The organism is Amycolatopsis sp. WAC 04169, assembly GCF_003947535.1.
GTDB lineage: Bacteria > Actinomycetota > Actinomycetes > Mycobacteriales > Pseudonocardiaceae > Amycolatopsis > Amycolatopsis keratiniphila.
The window spans coordinates 647,815-668,442 of the sequence record NZ_QHJI01000006.1 but is presented as its reverse complement, the minus strand read 5'-3'; the positions used below and the strand labels follow the sequence as shown (position 1 = coordinate 668,442).

General features: G+C 68.2%; 18 protein-coding genes. 10 read left to right on the top strand and 8 right to left on the bottom strand.

The annotated features are described in order from the left end of the window. Positions 1-2: 2 nt before the first annotated feature. Together DMC61_RS19020 and DMC61_RS19015 are read left to right on the top strand one after the other, a co-directional pair. Positions 3-872: an SDR family oxidoreductase gene (locus DMC61_RS19020; protein ID WP_125690409.1), complete on the top strand. Its 870-nt coding sequence runs from the start codon at positions 3-5 to the stop codon at positions 870-872. After that, positions 869-2,077 carry an acyl-CoA dehydrogenase family protein gene (locus DMC61_RS19015; protein WP_125690408.1) on the top strand — a complete coding sequence of 403 codons (1,209 nt, stop codon included), beginning with the start codon at positions 869-871 and terminating at the stop codon, positions 2,075-2,077. Before DMC61_RS19020 ends, DMC61_RS19015 begins: the two co-directional genes overlap by 4 nt. A gap of 212 nt (positions 2,078-2,289) precedes the next feature. On the opposite strand, the gene DMC61_RS19010 is transcribed toward DMC61_RS19015, so the two are convergent. Both DMC61_RS19010 and DMC61_RS19005 read right to left on the bottom strand, forming a co-directional pair. Further along, positions 2,290-4,776, bottom strand: coding sequence for a DNA topoisomerase (ATP-hydrolyzing) subunit A (locus tag DMC61_RS19010; protein WP_125690407.1), 2,487 nt, complete (start codon positions 4,774-4,776; stop codon positions 2,290-2,292). A gap of 29 nt (positions 4,777-4,805) precedes the next feature. Further along, a complete protein-coding gene (locus tag DMC61_RS19005) occupies positions 4,806-6,857 on the bottom strand; it encodes a type IIA DNA topoisomerase subunit B (protein ID WP_125690406.1) in 2,052 nt (683 codons plus the stop codon). Positions 6,858-7,087: 230 nt separating this feature from the next. On the opposite strand from DMC61_RS19005, the gene DMC61_RS19000 reads away from it, so the two are divergent. Next, entirely contained in the window at positions 7,088-8,029 is a 942-nt protein-coding gene (locus DMC61_RS19000; RefSeq protein WP_233594857.1) for a hypothetical protein, read from the top strand. Here DMC61_RS19000 and DMC61_RS18995 read toward each other — a convergent pair. Then, the gene (locus DMC61_RS18995) at positions 8,013-9,434 is read right to left on the bottom strand and encodes a glycoside hydrolase family 76 protein (RefSeq protein WP_199750026.1); all 1,422 of its coding nucleotides are present in this window, start codon (positions 9,432-9,434) and stop codon (positions 8,013-8,015) included. The two genes, DMC61_RS19000 and DMC61_RS18995, sit on opposite strands and share 17 nt — an antisense overlap. A 135-nt stretch (positions 9,435-9,569) precedes the next feature. Between DMC61_RS18995 and DMC61_RS18990 the strand changes: the two genes are divergently transcribed. Together DMC61_RS18990 and DMC61_RS18985 are read left to right on the top strand one after the other, a co-directional pair. Then, positions 9,570-10,643: an LLM class flavin-dependent oxidoreductase gene (locus DMC61_RS18990; RefSeq protein WP_016331687.1), complete on the top strand. Its 1,074-nt coding sequence runs from the start codon at positions 9,570-9,572 to the stop codon at positions 10,641-10,643. Then, on the top strand, positions 10,640-11,221 hold the full coding sequence (locus tag DMC61_RS18985; RefSeq protein WP_063275706.1) for an FMN reductase: 582 nt from the start codon (positions 10,640-10,642) through the stop codon (positions 11,219-11,221). The genes DMC61_RS18990 and DMC61_RS18985 overlap by 4 nt, the downstream gene beginning before the upstream one ends. Before the next feature lie 225 nt (positions 11,222-11,446). Here the strand turns inward: DMC61_RS18985 and DMC61_RS18980 are convergent, their stop codons facing one another. After that, positions 11,447-11,788, bottom strand: coding sequence for a YciI family protein (locus DMC61_RS18980; RefSeq protein ID WP_125690403.1), 342 nt, complete (start codon positions 11,786-11,788; stop codon positions 11,447-11,449). Between the two features lie 129 nt (positions 11,789-11,917). Between DMC61_RS18980 and DMC61_RS18975 the strand changes: the two genes are divergently transcribed. The 3 genes from DMC61_RS18975 (at position 11,918) to DMC61_RS18965 (ending at position 13,973) form a co-directional block, all read left to right on the top strand. Then, positions 11,918-12,331, top strand: coding sequence for a PGPGW domain-containing protein (locus tag DMC61_RS18975; protein ID WP_016331690.1), 414 nt, complete (start codon positions 11,918-11,920; stop codon positions 12,329-12,331). Positions 12,332-12,360: 29 nt separating this feature from the next. Continuing rightward, the gene (locus DMC61_RS18970) at positions 12,361-13,029 is read left to right on the top strand and encodes a TetR family transcriptional regulator (RefSeq protein ID WP_370456418.1); all 669 of its coding nucleotides are present in this window, start codon (positions 12,361-12,363) and stop codon (positions 13,027-13,029) included. Between the two features lie 86 nt (positions 13,030-13,115). Continuing rightward, on the top strand, positions 13,116-13,973 hold the full coding sequence (locus DMC61_RS18965) for an aldo/keto reductase family oxidoreductase (protein WP_125690401.1): 858 nt from the start codon (positions 13,116-13,118) through the stop codon (positions 13,971-13,973). 58 nt (positions 13,974-14,031) lie between these two features. On the opposite strand, the gene DMC61_RS18960 is transcribed toward DMC61_RS18965, so the two are convergent. Both DMC61_RS18960 and DMC61_RS18955 read right to left on the bottom strand, forming a co-directional pair. After that, complete coding sequence (locus DMC61_RS18960; RefSeq protein ID WP_125690400.1) at positions 14,032-14,856, bottom strand: ABC transporter permease; 825 nt, start codon at positions 14,854-14,856, stop codon at positions 14,032-14,034. Then, positions 14,846-15,742, bottom strand: a complete 897-nt coding sequence (locus tag DMC61_RS18955) for an ABC transporter ATP-binding protein (protein WP_125690399.1) — start codon at positions 15,740-15,742, stop codon at positions 14,846-14,848. The genes DMC61_RS18960 and DMC61_RS18955 overlap by 11 nt, the downstream gene beginning before the upstream one ends. A 156-nt stretch (positions 15,743-15,898) precedes the next feature. On the opposite strand from DMC61_RS18955, the gene DMC61_RS18950 reads away from it, so the two are divergent. Then, on the top strand, positions 15,899-16,357 hold the full coding sequence (locus tag DMC61_RS18950) for a membrane protein (protein ID WP_037346056.1): 459 nt from the start codon (positions 15,899-15,901) through the stop codon (positions 16,355-16,357). A 39-nt stretch (positions 16,358-16,396) separates the two neighbouring features. Here the strand turns inward: DMC61_RS18950 and DMC61_RS18945 are convergent, their stop codons facing one another. Further along, positions 16,397-16,804: a hypothetical protein gene (locus tag DMC61_RS18945; protein ID WP_125690398.1), complete on the bottom strand. Its 408-nt coding sequence runs from the start codon at positions 16,802-16,804 to the stop codon at positions 16,397-16,399. Continuing rightward, positions 16,743-17,354, bottom strand: coding sequence for a hypothetical protein (locus DMC61_RS18940; protein ID WP_125690397.1), 612 nt, complete (start codon positions 17,352-17,354; stop codon positions 16,743-16,745). The genes DMC61_RS18945 and DMC61_RS18940 overlap by 62 nt, the downstream gene beginning before the upstream one ends. Positions 17,355-17,986: 632 nt before the next feature. On the opposite strand from DMC61_RS18940, the gene DMC61_RS18935 reads away from it, so the two are divergent. Further along, the gene (locus DMC61_RS18935) at positions 17,987-20,599 is read left to right on the top strand and encodes a CHAT domain-containing protein (protein ID WP_125690396.1); all 2,613 of its coding nucleotides are present in this window, start codon (positions 17,987-17,989) and stop codon (positions 20,597-20,599) included. Positions 20,600-20,628: the final 29 nt, after the last annotated feature.

The following is a 20,628-nucleotide window of genomic DNA, read 5'->3' as shown; positions in this document are numbered from 1 at the left end:
CCATGGGAGCACTCGACGGACGCGTCGCCGTCATCACCGGCGCCGGACGCGGGATCGGCCGCGAACACGCGCTGCTGTTCGCGCGGGAGGGCGCGAGCGTCGTGGTCAACGACCTCGGCGGGGCGAACGACGGCAGCGGCAGCGACGCCGGGCCCGCGCAGGAGGTCGTCGACGAGATCCGCGAGGCAGGCGGGAAAGCGGTCGCGAACACGGCCAATGTCGCCGACTGGGCGGGCGCCGCCGAACTGGTGGCGCAGGCGGTGGACGAGTTCGGCAGGCTCGACGTCGTCGTGAACAACGCGGGCATCCTGCGCGACGCGTTCATCGCCGGTCTCGAGGAGTCCCAGTGGGATTCCGTGATCGCCGTGCATTTGAAGGGGCACGCGGCGGTGCTGCGGCACGCGGCCGCGTACTGGAAGAGCGCGAGCAAGGCCGGTGAGCCGGTGGCGGGATCGGTGATCAACACCGCCTCGGCGTCCGGGACCACGCTGCCGAACGCGGGACAGGCGAACTACGGTGCGGCGAAGGCGGGCATCGCCGCACTGACGCTGGTCGCCGCCGAGGAGCTGGAGCGCTACGGCGTGCGGGTCAACGCGATCGCGCCGATCGCGCGCACGCGGCTCACCCTGGCGACGCCGGGCATGGGCGCGATCTTCGCGCAGGAGGTCGAAGAGGGGGAGTTCGACGCGTTCTCCCCGGCGAACATCTCGCCGCTGGTGGCCTACCTGGCGACCGAGAAGTGCCCGCTCACCGGCAAGGTGTTCGCGGTGCAGGGCGGCGCGATCTCCGAACTCGCGGGCTGGCACGACGTCAAGGTGATCGAAACCGAGGCGGCCTGGGAGATCGACGACATCGCCGCGAGGCTCCCGTGATCGAGTGGTCCGAGACCGAACTGCTGATCAGGGACGCGATCCGGGAGTTCGTCGACAAGGAGATCCGGCCGCACCTCGACGCGCTGGAAAGCGGCACGCTGCCGCCGTACGACATCATCCGGAAGATGTTCGCGTCCTTCGGCATCGACGCGCTCGCGCGGGAATCGGTGTCGAAACTGCTGTCGAAGGAACGCGGCTCGGGTGGCGGCGGCTTGGCGTTCGGTGGGCAGGAGGCGATGGCGCTCATCGCGGTGAGCGAACTGGCCGGGGTCAGCCTCGGCATCGTCGCTTCGCTCGGCGTGAGCATCGGGCTGACCGCGCAGACGATCCTCACCAAGGGCACGCAAGCGCAGAAGGAGCGCTGGCTGCCCGGGCTGGCGACGTTCGAGAAGGTCGGGGCGTGGGCGATCACCGAACCCGACTCCGGCTCGGACGCTTTCGGCGGCATGAAGACGTCGGTGCGGCGCGACGGTGACGAGTACGTCCTCAATGGACAGAAGACGTTCATCACCAACGGGCCTTATGCCGACACGATCATCGTGTACGCGAAGCTCGACGACGGCTCGGACGTGCGGGACCGCAAGGTGCTGACGTTCGTGCTCGACAAGGGGATGCCCGGGCTCACGCAGGGCAAGCCGTTCAAGAAGATGGGCATGATGTCGTCGCCGACCGGCGAGCTGTTCTTCAGTGACGTCCGGCTCGGGCGGGACCGGCTGCTCGGCGAGTCCGAGAACGGCCGCGACGGTGACAGCAAGGCCGAGGTGAAGTCCGGGTTCGCCGTCGAGCGGATCGGGGTCGCGGCGCTGGCGCTCGGGATCATCAACGAATGCCACCGCTTGTGCGTGGACTACGCGAAGAACCGGAAGCTGTGGGGCCAGGAGATCGGGCGGTTCCAGCTGATCCAGCTCAAGCTGGCGAAGATGGAGGTCGCGCGGATCAACGTGCAGAACATGGTCTTCCAGCTGATCGAGACCCTGCGCGCGGGCAAGATGCCGACGTTGGCCGAGGCTTCGGCGATGAAGCTGTACTCGTCGGAGGCGGCCACCGAGGTCGCGATGGAGGCCGTGCAGCTGTTCGGAGGCAACGGGTACATGGCGGAGTACCGGGTGGAGCAGCTGGCGCGGGACGCGAAGTCGCTGATGATCTACGCGGGGAGCAACGAGATCCAGGTGACGCACATCGCGAAGGGGCTGCTGGGCCGCTGAGGGAGCAAGGGACCTTTGCTACCACTCGGGATCCGGGGCCAGGCGGACGACACGTGTGATCAGACGGACGACACACGTGATCAGGCGGACGACACGTGTGACTGAAGGCGTGACTCGCGTGATTGGGGCGGGAACTCGCGTGATTGGAGGCGTAGCTCACGAGTTACGGCTCCCATCACGCGAGTCACGCGCCCAATCACGTGAGTGCGGGGTCAGTCGCGTTCGATGAGGTGACCGACGACTTCGGGGCCGGGGTGGGCGTGGCCGGAGCCGTCGCGCCGGAGGTCGACCTCGGGGAGTTCCACCGGGTCGCCGTTGCGGGCGGCACCGGCGGGACGCGGGCCGATCCAGCCGACGATCAGCCTCGTTTCGCCCTTGAGGAATCGCTGTGCCCGGACACCGCCGGTCGCGCGGCCCTTGGCCGGGTACTCGCTGAACGGGGTCACCTTCACGCTCGCGCCGGTCGCGGTGACGACCATCGGCTCGCCGTGTTCGGCGTCGTCGGTGCGGATCGCGCCGAAGAAGACCACTTCCGCATCGCCGCGCACGACGATCCCAGCCATGCCGCCGCCCTTGAGACCCTGCGGCCGCACCAGCGAAGCGGCGTAGCGCAGCAGCGACGCTTCGGACGACAGGAACGCCAGCGTCTCGTTGCCGTCGGTGAGCCAGGTAGCACCGACGACCTCATCGCCGTCCTTCAGGCTGATCACGTCGAATTCGTCGGAGCGGACCGGCCACTCCGGCGCGCACACCTTCACGACGCCGTGCTTCGTGCCGAGCGCGAGGCCGGGGGAGCCGGCCGCCTGTTCGCCGAGCGGGGCCAGGCCGATGACGCGCTCGCCCTTCTCCAGCGGCACCAGTTCCTTCGCGGCCATTCCGCCGCGAAGCGACACGGTGCCCGCCTGCTCGGGCAGCACCGGCAGCGGCAGCACGTCGGTCTTGAACGCGCGGCCGCGGTTGGTCACCAGCAGCACCTGCCCGCGCGCGGTCGAATGGACCACCGCGGCCACCGAGTCGTGTTTGACGCGGCCGTTGCGGCGCCGCACTTCCGACGCCTCCTCCGATTCCGCCGCGGTCCGGGCGACCAGCGCGGTGGCCGACAGGATCACCTGGCACGGATCGTCGGCGACCTCCAGCGGACCCGACGGCTTCGACGCGGCGAGGACCTCCTTGAGGTCACCGTCGATCAGCGCGGTGCGGCGTTCGGTGGGGTGGTCCTTGGCGACCTTGGCCAGCTCGGCCGAGACGACCTTCTTCAGCACCGACTCGTCGTCGAGGATCTTCGACAGCTCGGCGATCTCCCCGCGCAGCTTGTCCTGCTCGGCTTCGAGTTCGATCCGGTCGTACTTGGTGAGCCGCCGCAGCGGGGTGTCCAAAATGTAGGTCGCCTGGATCTCCGAGAGCTTGAACCGCTTCATCAGGCCGTCCTTCGCGGCCGCGGCGTTCTCGCTGTCGCGGATGAGCTTGATCACCTTGTCGATGTCGAGCAGGGCGATCAGCAGACCGTCGACCAGGTGCAGACGCTCTTCGCGTTTGCGGCGCCGGTACCGCGTGCGGCGGGTGACGACCTCGTAGCGGTGGCTGAGGAAGACTTCCAGCAGCGCCTTGAGCCCCAGCGTCTGCGGCTGCCCGTCCACCAGCACCAGGTTGTTGATGCCGAACGACTGCTCCAGCGGCGTGAGCCGGTACAGATCCGCCAGGAGCGCCTGCGGGTTCACGCCGACCTTGCATTCGATGACCAGCCGCGTGCCGTTCTCGCGGTCGGTGAGGTCCTTGACGTCGGCGATCCCGGTGAGCCGCTTGGACTTGTTGACCTCGTCGGTGATCTTCTCGATCACCTTCTCCGGGCCGACGCCGTACGGGAGCTCGGTGATGGTGATCGCCTGACGGCCGCGGCTGCCCTCCAGCGGCCCGGTCTCGGCGCTGGCGCGCATCCGCACCACACCGCGGCCGGTCTCGTACGCGCGGCGGACCTCGTCCAGCCCCAGCAGCGAACCACCGGTCGGCAGGTCGGGGCCCGGGACGTACTCCATCAGTTTGTCGAGGGTGGCGTTCGGGTGGTTGATCAGCCACCGCGCCGCGCCGATGACCTCGGACAGGTTGTGCGGGATCATGTTGGTCGCCATCCCGACCGCGATCCCGGACGTGCCGTTCACCAGCAGGTTCGGGAAGGCCGCGGGCAGCACGGACGGCTCTTCGAGCGAGCCGTCGTAGTTCGGCCGGAAGTCGACGGTGTCCTCGCCGAGCTCACCGACCAGCAGCATCGCTTCCGGGGACAGCCGCGCCTCGGTGTACCGCGACGCGGCCGGGCCGTCGTCGGGGGAGCCGAAGTTGCCGTGCCCGTCGATCAGCGGGACGTTGAGCGAGAAGTCCTGCGCGAGCCGGACCATGGCGTCGTAGATCGCCGTCTCACCGTGCGGGTGGTACTTGCCCATCACGTCGCCGGTGACCCGCGCCGACTTCACATATGCGTGCGAAGGCCGGTAGCCGTTCTCGTTCATCGAGTGCATGATCCGGCGGTGCACCGGCTTCAGGCCGTCCCGCGCGTCCGGGAGCGCCCGCGAGTGGATGACCGAGTAGGCGTACTCCAGGTACGAATCCTCGATCTCCGTCTTCAGCGAATTGTCGAAGACGTTCGCGCCGGGCTTGTCGAACGCGGAGGGATCGACCTTGGTGGTGGTGCCCTTACGGCGTGCCATTGCTCAAAGCTCCTTGAATAGCAGCGAAATCAGGCGTCGATGGCTTCGCGGTCGACCCGGTCGGAGGATTCGACCAGCCAGTTGCGGCGTGGCTCGACCTTCTCGCCCATCAACAGTTCGAGCGCGTTCTCCGCGGCTTCGACGTCGTCGAGGGTGATCCGGCGGACCGAGCGGGTGGCCGGGTTCATCGTGGTCTCCCACAGCTCGTCGGCGTCCATCTCGCCGAGACCCTTGAACCGCGGCACCGGCGTGACGATCTGCTTGCCCGCCCGCTCCAGCTCCGCGTACTTGGTCTCCATCTCCTTCTGGGTGAAGGTGAAGTGGGTTTCCGGGTTGCGGCCCTTGGTGACCAGTTTGTGCAGCGGCGGCATCGCGGCGTAGAGCCTGCCGTCCTCGATCGCCGGCCGCATGTACTTGGCGAACAGCGTGATCAGCAGCGTGCGGATATGCGAACCGTCGACGTCCGCGTCGGCCATCAGGATCACCCGGCCGTAGCGCATGGTCGACAGGTCGAACGTGCGCCCGCTGCCCGCGCCGAGCACCTGCACGATGGAGGCGATCTCGGCGTTCTTCAAGGTGTCGCCGAGCGACGCCTTCTGGACGTTGAGGATCTTGCCGCGCAAGGGAAGCAGCGCCTGGTACTCCGAGACGCGCGCCATCCGCGCCGAACCGAGGGCGCTGTCACCCTCGACGAGGAACAGCTCACTGCGGGAGACGCCGGTGGTGCGGCAGTCGACCAGCTTCGGCGGCATGGCCGCGCCTTCGAGCGCGGTCTTGCGCCGGGCGGCGTCCTTCTGCTGCTTCTGGGTGAGCCGGACGCGTGCCGCGTCGACCACCTTCTGCAGCACGATCTTCGCCTCGGACTTGGTCTTGCGCTCTTCGGTCCAGGCGCGGATGTGCTTGTCGACGATGCCCTGGATGACGCGGGTGATGCCGGCGGTGGACAGCTCGTCCTTGGTCTGCGACGTGAACTGCGGCTCGGGCAGCCGGACGTGGACGACCGCCGTCATGCCTTCGAGCACGTCCTCGACGGTCGGCATGTCCTCCTTGGGCTTGAGCAGCCCGCGGGTTTTGGAAATGGCGTCCTGCAAGGCTCTCAGCACCGCGCGGTCGAAACCGCGGCGGTGGGTGCCGCCGTGCACGTTGCGGATGGTGTTGGTGAAGCACTCCACCGTGCGCTCGTAGCCGGTGCCCCAGCGCAGCGCGACCTCGACCTCCGCGTGACGCACCACATTGGACTGCATGACACCGCTGGCGTCGGCGGCGTTCTCCTTGTACGTACCCTCGCCGTTGATGATCAGCGTGCCGCAGACGGGTTTTTCGCTGTCCGGGGCGAGGAAGTCGACCATGTCGGCGAGGCCGTTGGGAAAGTGGAAGGTCTCTTCGCTGATCGTGTCGTCCACGGCGGTGCGCAACACGTACGTGACGCCGGGGACCAGGAACGCGGTGTTGCGCATCTTCGCGCGGACACCTTCGACGTCGAGCGCGGCGCCGCGCTCGAAGTAACGCGAGTCGTACCAGTACCGGATCGACGTGCCGGAGCGCTCGCCGCGCTTCATCTTGCCGGTGACGTTCAGCCCGGACTTACGGGTGAACTTGGCCTTCGGGCCGGGCCCGTCGAACACGCCGGGGACGCCGTGCGCGAACGACATCTGGTGGACCTTGCCGCTCTGCTTCACCGTGACGTCGAAGCGGTGCGACAGCGCGTTCACCGCCGAAGCGCCGACGCCGTGCAGACCACCGGAGGTCTTGTAGCCCGAGCCGCCGAACTTGCCGCCCGCGTGGAGCCTGGTGAGCACCAGCTCGACACCGGACAAACCGGATTTGGCGTGCGTGCCGGTGGGGATGCCGCGGCCGTCGTCGTCGACCTGGACGCTGCCGTCGGCGTGCAGGGTGACCACGATCTTCGTGGCGTGACCCGCCACGCCCTCGTCGGTCGAGTTGTCCACGACCTCGGAGAACAGGTGGTTGATACCGCGGCTGTCGGTGGAGCCGATGTACATCCCGGGGCGCTTGCGGACCGCTTCCAGACCCTCGAGATGCGTCAGGTCGTCGGCCCCGTACAGGGTCTCAGCAGTCACTGGGTACTTCTCCTGGAGTCGTGGCTCGCGAACTAGCTCGTGGAGGTGGTGTTCAACGCGACACCGTACTGGAGGATATCCGCCCCCTCCGACAGCTTCGTTCTCCCGAGCCTCCGGTGTGGCGCATCACCCTGTCCCGATGGGCGGGTCACGGCTGCGGAAAGCGACTTCCACCGGCCTCGGATGAGGCGTTATCGTTTCCGGTGTCACAGGGTGACGGGGGGAACAAGGTGGCCGTCGGAACCGGTCGCACACGCGTCTCGACCGCACAACGCGTCGTGAGTCTCTGGTATTTCGTGGTGGTCGTCGGGTCCTTCGGCATGCTCGCGCTGCTCCCGGTCGCGCACGCCGCGATCCGGCTGCGACGGGGGATTCTCTGGCTGTTCGTGCTCGGCTACGGCGGCATCGCCGTCGCGATGACGTTCCTGCTGGAGCGGGCGGCGTCGGAGGGCGAGTCGGAGGCGACGCTCTCGTTCGCCTGGCTCTTCGGCACGATCCTGTTCGTCACTGTGACCTGTGTCCACCTCGCCAGGTTGCGGACGAAGATCCTCTATCCGCCGCCGACGGCGTGGGTCGAATCCGGCATGCACTGCGGGCTGTTCTCGATCGACATCTCCGGTTTCGGCCAGGTCGGCCGCAGCAGCGAGATCTTCGTCCAGGTCCGGCGGATGCTCTTCGGCCTTCTCGCCACGGCCTTCGAGGCCAGCGGGATCGCCTGGGACGCGTGCCTGAAGCGCGACACCGGGGACGGCATGATCGTCGTGGTCCCGCCGCATTTCCCGAAGTTCCGCCTGGTGTATCCGCTGCTTTCCCGGCTGACCGCGGAACTGGCCCGCTACAACGTCGTCACCGAACCCGGCCTGCGGATCCGGGTGCGGGTGGCGATCCACGCCGGCGAGATCGCGCTCGACGAGTACGGCGTGACGGGGCGGCCGAAGGTGCTGCTCGCCCGGCTGCTGGACTCGCGCGTGCTGCGGGACGCGCTCGCCGAAGCGCCGGACGAGTCGCCCGTGGTGGTGCTCGTGTCGGACCGGTTCCACGAGGACGTCCAGGACCAGGGCGGCCCCGGTCTCGACACGATGAGCTACCGGCAGGTGCTCGTGCACGAGAAGGAGACCGAGGTCCGCGCCTGGCTGCACGTCCCGGATCCGGTTCTCAGAGAGTTGCGGTGAGGGCCTCCAGCGCGCTGTGCTGACGGGCGGCGTCGATCTTGTCGACCGGTCCCGCCCAGCGCAGGCCGTGCTGGTCGAGCGACGTGCGGTTGTTCGCGATCGTCGCGTTCGCTTGGCGCGTCAGGTAAGCGCGGTACGGCCTGCCCGCCAGCGCCCGGTCCAGCTCGCCGAGCCCCCTGGCGTACGCGCCCTTGAACGACGGCCCGTCGGCGCCGCAGTCACCGGATTCGCACGGGTCGCGCAGGATCCCGTTCGCGTGCAGGAGCGACGTGGTGGTGGAGGCGTCCGCGAGCCGCCGGGCCGTGGCGAGCAGGGCGGCGTCACCGGTCGCGCGCTGCAGTTCGACCAGCGCGCCGAGGACGATTCCCTGGTTGTAGCTCCAGACGGCCTGGCCGTTGTTGGCGCAGGAGGCGTTCAGGCCGTCGTTGATCAGGGAACTCCCGTTGATCATGCCGCTCGCGCGGAACCAGTCCCAGACCTCGCGTGCCCGCGCCAGCTGGCGGGTGTCGCCGGGGAGCCGGTTGTGCAGTGAGGCGGCCACCTTGACGTACAGCTCGTTGGTGACGGCGTTCTTGTACGTCTTCGCCGTCGACCACCAGAGCCCGCCGCCGCAGGTCCCGTCGCGGTAGGAGTACATGTAGTCCGCCGCGATGACGGCGGTGTCGAGATAGCGGCGGTCCTTCGTGAGGTCGTAGGCCCGGATCCAGGCGAGCGCCCACCAGCCGGTGTCGTCGATGTATTCGTTCGTGAAGTTGTCGCCGCGGTTGCGGTCGAAGGTGTTGCCGATGGCGTAGCGGTAGTTCTGCGAGCCGGTTCGCGTGCTGTAGTCGAGGATCGCGGTGAGCGCGTTCGCCGAGTTCCACCAGCCCGTGGTCTGCCAGAGCCCGGTGCCGTTGTCGTAGAACTGCATGAGCGCGGTGGCCGCGGCTTCCGTGCGGTCCTTGGCGGCGACCGTGGTGCGGAACCAAGGCGTGCAGGCGATTTCCGGCCGGTTGCCCGCCTTCCCGCAGGCGCGCAGGGCGCCGAAGCGGTGGGTGGCGGGGTCGTCGACGTTGAACATCAGGGTGCGCCAGCCGCGTTGGCCGGCCGGGATCTTCGTGTCGCCGATCCGGCTGTCGCCCGCCCACGTGCGGCCGCCGTCGAAGGAGCGGTCGAGCCAGACTTCGTCGCCGGGGTCGCCGTCGCCGATGCTGCCCCAGCCCATGTTGTCGCCGTCGGAGAGGTGCAGCGTGATGGCGCGGCCCCAAACGGAGGCCGTGCCGGGTCTTCTTTCGCCGACGGCCAAGGCGGGGTCGCGGCTGTCGCAGTACTTGGCGCAGATCGTCGCCGCGACGGTGGGTTCGGGAGTGGTGGCCGGCGTGAGAGTGAATGTCAACGTTGTCACAAGCAGGGAGGTGAGCCACATGGAGTCGAGTGTGGGGGCGGCCACTTTCCGGGCCGATCAAGTCACCCTTTCAGCCCGCGTCGATGGTCTGGAATACTTCTCGCGTGCGTGAAGTTGAACGCTCAAGCAACGTAACCCCGGCCTAGGGAGCAGGTCATGCAGTTCGGAATCTTCACGGTGGGCGATGTGACGACCGACCCGACCACCGGGGAGGCGCCCAGCGAGTACGAGCGGATCAAGGCGATGGTGCGGATCGCGCTCAAGGCCGAGGAAGTCGGCCTCGACGTCTTCGCGACCGGCGAGCACCACAACCCGCCCTTCGTGCCTTCGTCGCCGACGACGATGCTCGGCTACATCGCCGCGCAGACGTCGAAGATCATCCTTTCCACCTCGACCACGCTGATCACCACGAACGACCCGGTGAAGATCGCCGAGGACTTCGCGATGCTGCAGCACCTCGCCGACGGCCGCGTCGACCTGATGATGGGGCGCGGCAACACCGGCCCGGTGTACCCGTGGTTCGGGCAGGACATCCGGCAGGGGATCCCGCTCGCCATCGAGAACTACCACCTGCTGCACCGGTTGTGGCGCGAGGACGTGGTCAGCTGGTCCGGCAAGTTCCGGACGCCGCTGCAGGAGTTCACCTCGACGCCGCGCCCGCTCGACGGTGTCCCGCCGTTCGTCTGGCACGGCTCGATCCGCAGCCCGGAGATCGCGGAACAGGCCGCCTACTACGGCGACGGGTTCTTCGCGAACCACATCTTCTGGCCGAAGGAGCACTTCCAGGCGCTGATCAACCTGTACCGCGAGCGGTACGAGCACTACGGGCACGGCAAGGCGGACCAGGCCATCGTCGGTCTGGGCGGCCAGGTGTTCCTGCGGCCGAAGTCGCAGGACGCGGTGCGGGAGTTCCGGCCGTACTTCGACAACGCGCCGGTGTACGGGCACGGGCCGTCGCTGGAGGAGTTCACCGAGCAGACGCCGCTGACCGTCGGCAGCCCGCAAGAGGTGATCGACAAGACGCTGACCTTCCGTGAGCACTTCGGCGACTACCAGCGTCAGCTGTTCCTGATGGACCACGCCGGCTTGCCGCTGAAGACCGTGCTGGAACAGCTCGACCTGCTGGGCGAGCACGTGATCCCGGTGCTGCGCAAGGAACTCGACTCGCTTCGGCCGGCGCACGTGCCCGAAGCCCCTACTCACGCTTCTCGTTTGGAGGTCCTGGCATGACCACGATCGCTGTCGTCACCGCCGGTCTCAGCCAGCCGTCCTCGACGCGGTTGCTCGCCGACAAGCTCGCTGCGGCGGTTTCCGTCGCGCTGCCGGAGGTGAAGATCGAGGTGATCGAACTCCGCGATCTGGCCGTCGACGTCACGAAGAACATGCTGACCGGGTTCCCTTCCCCGGCCCTGCGCGCGGCCATCGACACGGTGACCACCGCGGACGCCCTGATCGCCGTGACGCCCGTGTTCACCGCGTCGTACAGCGGACTGTTCAAGTCGTTCTTCGACGTGCTGGACCAGAAGGCGCTCGACGGGAAGCCGGTGCTGATCGGTGCCACCGGCGGGACCGAACGGCATTCGCTGGTGCTCGACTTCGCGCTGCGTCCGCTCTTCGCCTACCTTCGCGCCGAGCCGGTCGCGACGGCGGTGTACGCGGCTTCGTCGGACTGGGCTTCTCCGGGTGACCTCGACAAGCGGGCGTCTCGGGCTGGGCGGGAACTCGCTTCCCGTTTGTCTTCGGATTCGCCGGCTGGGGCTCCGGAGAGTGGGTTCGTGCCGTTCGAGCAGTTGCTGGCCGGTGGGTGAGCAAGGGACCTTTGCTCTCGTGAGCTCTCGTGAGTGGCGAGGCACGTTCAGGGAGCCGACTGTGTGGATTTTGGGACGTTGGATGACCAGAAATCCACACAGTCCCTCCGTGATCGGTCCGGTTACGAGGGGGTGTGTGGATATAGGGACATTCAACGTCCCTATATCCACACACCCCTTACTCGCGGTGACACTCACACTCACCGGCCACGACACGAGGCGCGTTCAAGGGGTCGGCCAGATCGGCCGGATCTCGACGGTCGCGAACTTCGAGACCGGATGCTTCGACACGACCTCGATCGCCTCGTCGAGATCGGCGCACTCGATCAGGTCGTAGCCGAGGATCTGTTCCTTCGTCTCGGCGAACGGCCCGTCCGAGACGAGCAGTTCGCCGTCGCGGTGGCGCACGGTGGTCGCGGTGGCCGCCGACCGGAGCCTGCTGCCGGACAACCGCACCCCGCGCGCGGTCATCTCGTCGACCCATTCCTGGGTCCGCTCGTCCAGCGGGTCTTCGCAGTCGTCCGCACCGGGGAACGGCGTCCCGCAGATCAGCAACATGTAGCGCATCGGTCCTCCTCAGGTTGGACAGTTCATCACCCCGACGAACGGTCTCCGCCGAAACAGACCATCAGGACCAGCGCTTTCCCGTCCCGACCGGCATAATCGAAGGGAACGGACGACGGCGAGGAGACGACGGTGGGCATCGGAAAACCCGTGAAGCAGGTGTTGATCCTGATCGCGGGCCTCATTCTCCTGCTGGTCGGTATCGCGCTGCTCGTGCTGCCAGGGCCCGGGTTGCTGCTGGTGCTCGCGGGTCTGCTCGTGCTGGCCTCGGAGTTCCCCGCCGTGGAGAAGTACGTCGATCCGATCCGCGACAGGGCGATGAAGGCGGCCGAGGACAGCGTTTCGTCTCCGCTGCGCATCGCGGGTTCGGTGCTCGCGGGGCTCGGACTGCTGGCCGCGGGGGTCGTCTGGGGACTCGTGCCGGGGTTGCCCCTCGGCGGCTGGAGCACCGGGTCCAGCCTGATCCTTTCCGGGCTCATCCTGTTCGCGTTGCTGATCTGGAGCTACAAGCGGGTGCAGGCGCGGAGGGCCGCGAACGCCGAATAATAGCCGGGTGGTCTGGTACCGTGCGCCGCGTGGCACCCGACTTCCAGCGCGCACGGCGGCCGGAACAGGTCGAGGCCCGGCGCGCGGCGATCCTCGGGGTGGCGCGCGAACTCCTGGCCGAGCGGCCCGTCTCCCGGATCAGTTTGCGGGAACTGAGCGATCGGGTGGGCTTGGCGAAGTCGAACGTGCTGCGGTACTTCGACAGCCGGGAGGCGATCTTCCTGGAGATCCTGGACTCGGCCTGGGTCTCGTGGCTCGACGAGCTCGAAGGCGAGCTGAGCGGCCTCGACGGCCCCGGCTACGAGCGAGTCGCGACCGTCATCGCGACGTCGATCTCGCGGCAGCGCCTGCTGTGCGAGCTGATCAGCACGATGGCCGCGGTACTGGAACGCAACATCTCCGTGGAGACCGCGCGGGCGTTCAAGACGCGGGCCGGTGAACGGACCGAACGGCTCGCCGGGATCGTCCGCGCCCGAGTGTCGCTGGACGCCGAAGCGGCCGGGTACTTCGCGAAGGCGGTCTTCATTCTCGTCGCGGGACTGTGGCCCTACGCGAACCCCGGCGAGGCCGTGGCGACGGTCCTGGGCGAACGCGGAGCGCCCGACGGCCAGGCGATGTTCGTCCACGGACTGACCGAAGGGCTGGCGAACCAGCTGGTCGGCCTGGCTGTTCGCGCAGGTCAGCGCCCCGAGTGGTAGTAAAGGTCCCTTGCTCCCTTCCCGCACGCGCCGGCCGAGGAGAACCTGCATAAGGTGAGTGGAACCCACTTGCACAAGGAGCGACCATGAGCCCAGGCGGCACCCTCACCCTCGGCGATCTCATCGTGAGCCGGATGGGCTACGGCGCCATGCGGCTGTCCGGCCCCGGCATCTGGGGTCCGCCGAGCGACCGCGACGCCGCGATCGCCGTCCTCCGCGAGGCGGTCGAGCTGGGCGTCACCCATATCGACACGAGCGACTTCTACGGTCCGCACACGACCAACGAGCTGATCCGCGAGGCCCTGCACCCGTACCCGGACGAGCTGCACATCGTCACGAAGGTCGGCGCGAAGCGGTCTCCGGACAAGGGCTGGCCGTCGGCGCTCTCGCGCGAGGAGCTGACCTCCGCGGTCCACGACAACCTGCGCAACCTCGGCCTCGACGTCCTCGACGTGGTCAACCTGCGGCTCGCGGGCGAGCACGGCGTCTTCCCGATCCCGGTCTCGATCACGGAGCCGTTCGAGGTGCTCGCCGAGCTCCAGCAGCAGGGCCTGATCCGGCACCTCGGCCTGAGCCACGTCTCGGCGGAGCAGGTCAAGGAAGCGCGCGCCATCGCACCGGTCGTCTGCGTGCAGAACGAGTACAACGTCGCGAACCGCGCCAACGACGGGCTCCTCGACGCCCTCGCGGCCATCAACATCCCGTTCGTGCCGTACTTCCCGCTCGGCGGGTTCACGCCGCTGCAATCGGGCGCGCTCGACGACTGCGCCCGCCGGGTCGGCGCGACGCCCATGCAGGTCGCGCTCGCGTGGCTGCTCCAGCGGTCGCCGAACATCCTGCTGATCCCGGGCACGTCGTCGCCCGCGCACCTGCGGGAGAACGTCGCCGCCGCGGAACTCGAACTGCCCGCCGACGTCCTGGCGGACCTCGACGCCCTCGCCTAGCCGTCCGTGAAGGCCCCCTTCCCTCGGCTCAGCCGAGGGAAGGGGGCCTTCACGCGCTTCAGAGGACATCCCGGCGCCGCAGCAGCCAGCCGCCGGCACCGGCGAAGACCACCAGGTAGCCGGCCACCACCAGCGTCGCCTGCGAGGCACCGACGAGTTCACCGACACCCGGCGTCGCGCCCGAGGCGCCCAGCGACGCCGCCAGCGAACCGGCGTTGGCTCCCGGCAGCGCCAGCTGGAGCGTGCCGACCCAGTCCACCAGCGGGGCCGCGACCCCGAACAGCAGGTTCTGCACCACCAGCAGCCACACCAGGCCGAGCCCGATCGGCAGCGCGACCCCGCGCATCGCGATGGCGAGTGCCGCGCCGAGTGCCGCCCACGTCATCGCGATGAGCCAGCCGGCGCCGATCCCGGTCAGCACCGCGCCGAACGACGGCCAGTTCATCGGCGCGCCCTCCGAAGAGGCGATGAGCGCGCTGGTGATCGCGCCGGTCGCGAAGCTCGTCAGCACGACGGTCAGCGAAGCGACGGCCAGTGCGAACAACTTTCCACTGTAGACGGTCAGTCGCGACGGTCCTTGCGTCAGAACGGTTTTCCACGTGCTCCAGCCGTATTCGGTGCCGACGGCCAGCACCCCGAGCACGAGCAGGATCGCCCCGAGGAACACCGGCAGCCCGCCGATCGCGTTGCCGACCAGGTTGGACGGCAGGGTCGCGGTCAGCCCGCGATCCGTACCGGGGGCCCCGCTCGACGAGCCCGCCGCGCCCGCGAGCGGCAGCAGATAGGTGAAGGTCAGGCCGAGCGTGACGGCGATCCCCAGCATGAACCAGTTCGCCGGACGCCGGACGAGTTTCGCCAGTTCGGCGGTGCAGCTACCCCACATGACCTGCCACCTCTCCGGTGAGCTCGAAGAAGACCTGTTCCAGATCCCGTTCGCGGACGTGCAGTTCCCGCACCGCGATCCCTTCCGTGACGAGTTCGCGGTTCAGCCAAGACGCGCGGTCCGGCTCCACGGTCAGATCGAGACCGGTGCCGCTCTCGCGGACGTTCTCCGCGCCGATCCAGCGCCGCACCAGGCCGGCGGCACGCGCGATCTCGTCGGACTCGATGTGCAGCACCGTGCCGCCGCGGAGTTCGGCCACCGTGTTCTCCGCGACCAGCCGCCCGTGCGAGACGACGCCGACGCGGTCGCAGATCTGCTGCACCTCGCCCAGCAGATGGCTCGACAGCAGCACGGTGCAGCCCTCCGCGCCGAGCCGCCGGATCAGCACCCGCATGTCGGCCATCCCGGCGGGGTCGAGCCCATTGGTCGGCTCGTCGAGGATCAGCAGCCGCGGGTCCTTCAGCAGTGCCGCCGCGACCCCGAGCCGCTGCTTCATGCCGAGGGAGTAGGTGGAATACCGGTCCTTTCCGCGATCGGCGAGGTCGACCATCGCGAGCACTTCGCCGACGCGCAGCGGATCCGTTCCGCTGTAGCGGGCCAGCACCTTGAGATTGTCCGAACCGGACAGGTACGGGTAGAAGCCCGGCGATTCGATCAGCGCGCCGACCCCGTCGAGGTCGCCGGGCGGCCTGCCGAACAGCCGGACACTGCCGGAAGTCGGCCGGACGAGGCCCAGCAGCATTCGCAACGTCGTCGTCTTGCCGGCGCCGTTCGGGCCGAGGAAACCGTAGATCTCGCCGGGCAGCACGGTCAATTTCATTCGGTCCACGGCGACTTGCTCGCCGTACCGTTTCGTGAGTTCGTCTGTGTCCACGGGAAGGTTCATGGTGACGAATGGTGTCCCGGGGGAGGCCCTCGCCACATCCGTTCACGAGCGGCACCACGCGTACGTCATCGGACGTAGCCGGATGGCCGGAATCCTGCGACATCTGTCGAAAACACCGGTACCGGACACCGCGGTGACGATCATAGGCTCGGCGGCGTGTCGAAAATCCTCCTGATTCTCCACGTGCTCGCCGCCGTCATCGCGGTCGGCCCGGTCACCGTCGCGGCGAGCATGTTCCCAGCGGCGGCGCGAAAGGCCTTCGCCGAACCGGGCTCCGGCCTGTCCGTGTTGCGCGCGCTCAACCGGATCTGCCGTGTCTACGCGATCTTCGGTATCGCGGTGCCGTTCTTCGGGCTGGCGACGGCGGGCAGCATGCGGGTCTTCGGCGACGCGTGGGTGATCGTGTCGATCGTGCTCACTGCCGCGGCCGCCGGTGTGCTGGCGTTGCTGGTGCTGCCAGGGCAGAACGCGATCCTCGCCGCGCTGGACGCGGAGCCGCCGTCGGCGCCGGTCACCGCCGGGCGGGTGGCGATGTACACCGGGATGTTCAATCTGCTGTGGGCCGTGGTGACGGTGCTGATGATCGTGCGGCCCGGATCGACCACCGGTGCCTGAAAAAGCCTCGTGAGTGGATCACCACTCACGAGGCTTCCGTCAGGCGCTCAGCAGTTGGTTGAAGAACGACCGGTAGCGGCGAAGCGCGATCCGGAGGTCTTCGGTGGCCGGTTCACCTTGGCTCCACGCGGATTCCAGTTCCTTCTTGTGGTCCGCGAAGGTCGTGGCCAGGTTCTGGATCACCACCGCGACGAGTTCGTCGGCTTCCTTGACCGCTCGTCGCGGATCGTCCACAAAGGCCGTCTGGATACCTTGCCAGCTGTCGCGGAACCGGTCGACGTCGGCGTTTTCGAACAACGTCTGCGCTTCGTCTTCGTTTTCGTTGGTGCGCTGGGGATCGGTGGCCACCAGGTCCTCGGTGCCCAGGGGACGGCCGGTGTCGCCGTCAGTGGTCCGATCCTCGTCGAGCCGTTCCGTTCCCTCGGTTTCCAGGGGCCTGCTTTCCATGGCTTTCCGCTCCTTCGCCGGCGTCGGTCAACAGTTCTTCGAACACTTCGCGGTAGTGCTTCATCGCTTCCCGCATGTCCTCTGTGGACATTTCGGATTCCCGGTGGCGCACCAGCGTGTCGTGCCCGGCGCGGTAGTGCCGCAACGCGTTCGCGTGCCGGACGGACAGATCCGCGAGCTGCTGGTCGTACCCTTCGGTCGGGTAGCCGCGCTCGGCCATCAACGAGACCAGTACCCGGTCCGCCTCGACGACGGCGCCGGACGGGCGGTCGACGAACTGTTCCTGGATCAGCGCCCATTCCTGCGCGTACCGGTCCTTTGTGGTCTCCGGCAACGGCCGGATGTCGAGATCCGAGTGTCGCTTCACCCGCGACGAAAGCTCACGTTCGGCTTCCCGCGGGCTTTCGTGTTCCTTCACGGCCCGGTCGTATTCGGGCCCGAACGTCTCGCGCAATCGCCGCCTGCGTTGTCCTTCGATGACGAACCAGGCGGCCGCTCCCACCACCAGGATCGCGGCGATGACGATGATGATGACCAACCACGTGGGCATCGTTATCTCCTCCGGATATTCGCCGGTCATCCCCCGACAGGCGGCGAGTTCCCCGCTTTTCGGGCCGGAAACCCTTGTGTCGCAAGAAGTTTTGGATCTTAGGCCGGATGGCGCAGTGAATTGATCTTTCTTTCCCCGCTTCGCGTGCGCCGGTGTGCGCAATGAGCGGAGATCGTGAGGTTTGCTAACCAGGCGTCCCTCTATTGGGTGCCGCCGATGACTCAGTGTAGGTAAAAGCTCCCGATCACTGCTCCGTTGTGGCACTATTGCCCCGTTCGCAGGAAGAGGGCCTGCGAACAGAGGGGGGCAGTCGTGAATGGGGCTGCCTGATCTGACAAAAATGATCACCAGGGGAGGAGATCGTCAAATGTCGACGCCTACGGACGTCAAGGACCCCATCGGCGAGGAGGAGCCGGTCGACCCGGTCCAGCCCGCGCCTGACCAGGGAGAACACCGGCACGGGCCCGATTGTGAGCACCAGAACGAACGGGTTCGCGACTGCCCCGGCGGATGTGCTCAGACGCCGCCGCCCACTCCCTGAGCAATGCTCCTGGCCGTAGAGGTGCGCCCGTCACCCGGTTTCGAACCGGTGGCGGGCGACTCTCGGCTACGGAGTGTGCTGTCATAGATCAGTGGCGGTAACACAGCTCGATCAAATCGAGGTCATTCGCAAAGCGCGCGAACTCCAGCGCGCCGGTATCGATGCGGCGTGTTCGGCCCGTCAACGCGAAGGAATCCTCCTGCTCCGCCGCGGTATGGCGTTGCTCGATTCCATCCATCCGGTCGCCGAGGGGATGAGGCACGACTGGCTCGCCACCCGGATCCGGCTGGCTTCCAGTATCGCGACCGTGGGGTCGGAAACCAGCGGGGGCGTGGCTTCCGGTCTCGCCGGTCTGGACGACGTACGACTGTTACTGAAAGCGGTGGACGACCCCCGCCTTTACGCGGAATTACGCGGGCAGCTCGATCACAATTACGGACTCCTGCTCATGGCGGTGGGACGCAACGAGGAAAGCACGGGGTATTTCGATTCGTCACTGGCGCACAAGGAGGCCGCGCTCGCCATGGCGAAGGATCCCTCGGCCTCGCTGGACCCTTATCTGGGCACGTTGACCACGCGGGGACTCGCGTACACCAGGCTCGGGGATGTCCGGCGGGCGAGGCGGGATCTCGTCAGCGCCGTGGAACTCGCGGAACGGAACGGCCTGCGGGCACAGGCCGCGGACGTCCGCCGCCCGCTGGGCACGCTCGAACTCCGGGTCGGCAACGTGCCCGCCGCGCTGCGGCTCTACGAGGAAAGCGAGCGGATCTACCGCTCGCTGGATCTGGACATCCCGCCCCTGCTGAGGTGGGAGCGGGCCGAAGCGCTGTTGACCGCGGGCCTGGCCGAAGAGGCGGGAGCCCATCTCGACGAGATTCTGCCGGTGATGCTGGAACAGCGGAGTATCACCAGGGATCTGGGCGGGGTGGAGTTGTTCCGCGCGTCCGCGGCGTTGATGACCGATGATCTGGAGCTCGCGCGCACCTATGCCGCTTCGGCCCGGCGTCGTACGCTGCGCTGGGGCTGCCAGACGTGTGTCGCCAACGCGACCATCGTCGGCCTTCGCGCCGACGTCCAAGAAGCCTTGCGCACCAACGAAATCCCGCCAACCCTGACCTCGCGCGCACTGCGGGCGGCGAACGGGATGCCGATGCCGCGGCTCGCCGACCAGGCCGCGCTGGCGCGGATGCTGGCCGTCCGGGTCGAGCTGCGGAAGGGGAAACGCAAACGTGCCGCCGAGCTGCTCGCGCGGATTCCGCAGCCGGGACGGCTGACCTCCGTCGATTATCGGATGCTGCGCCGGCTTTGCCGCGCGGAACTCGCGGTGGCCGAGGGGGACAAGACCAAGGCGCTGGCGGAGATCCGGGCCGGGCTCACCGAACTCGACCGCGTCCGCGACCGGATGGGCGGCATCGAGCTGGTGTCCGGTACGGCGTTGCACGGCAGGGAATTGGCGGATCTGGCCGTCAAGATCGTGCTGGAGCGGGCCGACGCGGCCCGGTTGTTCGGCTGGACGGAGCGGACCAGGGCGCAAAGTTACCGGTACGAACCAGTTGTCGCGACCGATCCGGAGCTCGCCGAGCGGGTCGGCGAGGTTCGAGGGCTCAATCAGGCGATCCACCAGGCACAGCACGAGGGGCATCCGACGGCGGCCTTGCGGACGAAGCACGCCGAGCGGTTGCGCGAGGCGCATCGGCTCGGCTGGCATACGGGCCGCTGGGGCAGGCCGCGGCCGGTCGCGCGGCTCGCGGAGGTCGCCCAGGAGCTGGACGAACGCGCGCTGGTGAGTTTCGCGTCGTCGGGGGACGACCTGGTGGCGATGGTCGTCGTCGACGGGCGATGCGAGCTGGTGCGGCTCGGTTCGGCCGCGCGGGCGGCGGAATCCGCGCGGATGCTGAACGTCGACCTCGACGCCCTCGCGCCGGATCAGCTGCCGGCGCCCTTGGTCCAGTCGGTACTCGGTTCGGCGCGGAAACAGGCCGAACGGCTGGACGCCCAACTGATCCGGCCGCTCGAAGCGCTGCTGGGGGACCGCGGCCTGATCGTCGTGCCGACCGGTCCGTTGTTCGCCGTCCCGTGGGGAGTGCTGCCGGCGCTGCGGTCCCGGCCGATCGTCGTCGCCCCGTCGGCGACGGCCTGGCTGGGGGCGGCGCGGGCGGCGGTGTCCCGCGCGCGGAAGGTCGTGCTCGTCCGTGGCCCCGGCCTCGTCGGGACCCGTGGTGAGCTGGACAAGCTCGCGATGCACTACCGGACCGCGCATACGCTGGCCGGCGCCGAGGCGACCGTGTCGTCGGTTCTGCGGGCGCTGGACGGGGCGAAGCTCGCGCACATCGCCGCGCACGGCGCGCACGAGCCCGAGAACGCCTTGTTCTCCCGGCTGGAATTGGCCGACGGCGCGCTCTTCGCGCACGAGATGGCCGGCCTGGCGCAGCCGCCGTCGCAGGTCGTCTTCGCGGCGTGCGAGCTGGCGCTGAACCGGATCCGGCCCGGCGACGAGGTCCTCGGTTTCGCCAGCGCGTTGCTCGCGAGCGGTTCGCGGACGGTGATCGCGCCGTTGAGCCGAGTCGGTGACGAGGCCGCGGCGGCCGCGATGGACGATTACCACCGCGGCCTCGCGGGAGGCGCCGGACCGGCGACCGCCTTGGCGGACACCATCGCCGTTGATCCGTTCCGGCGACCGTTCGTCTGTTTGGGTGCGGGCTGATAGTCCGGCTTGACAACCCCTGTTCGATC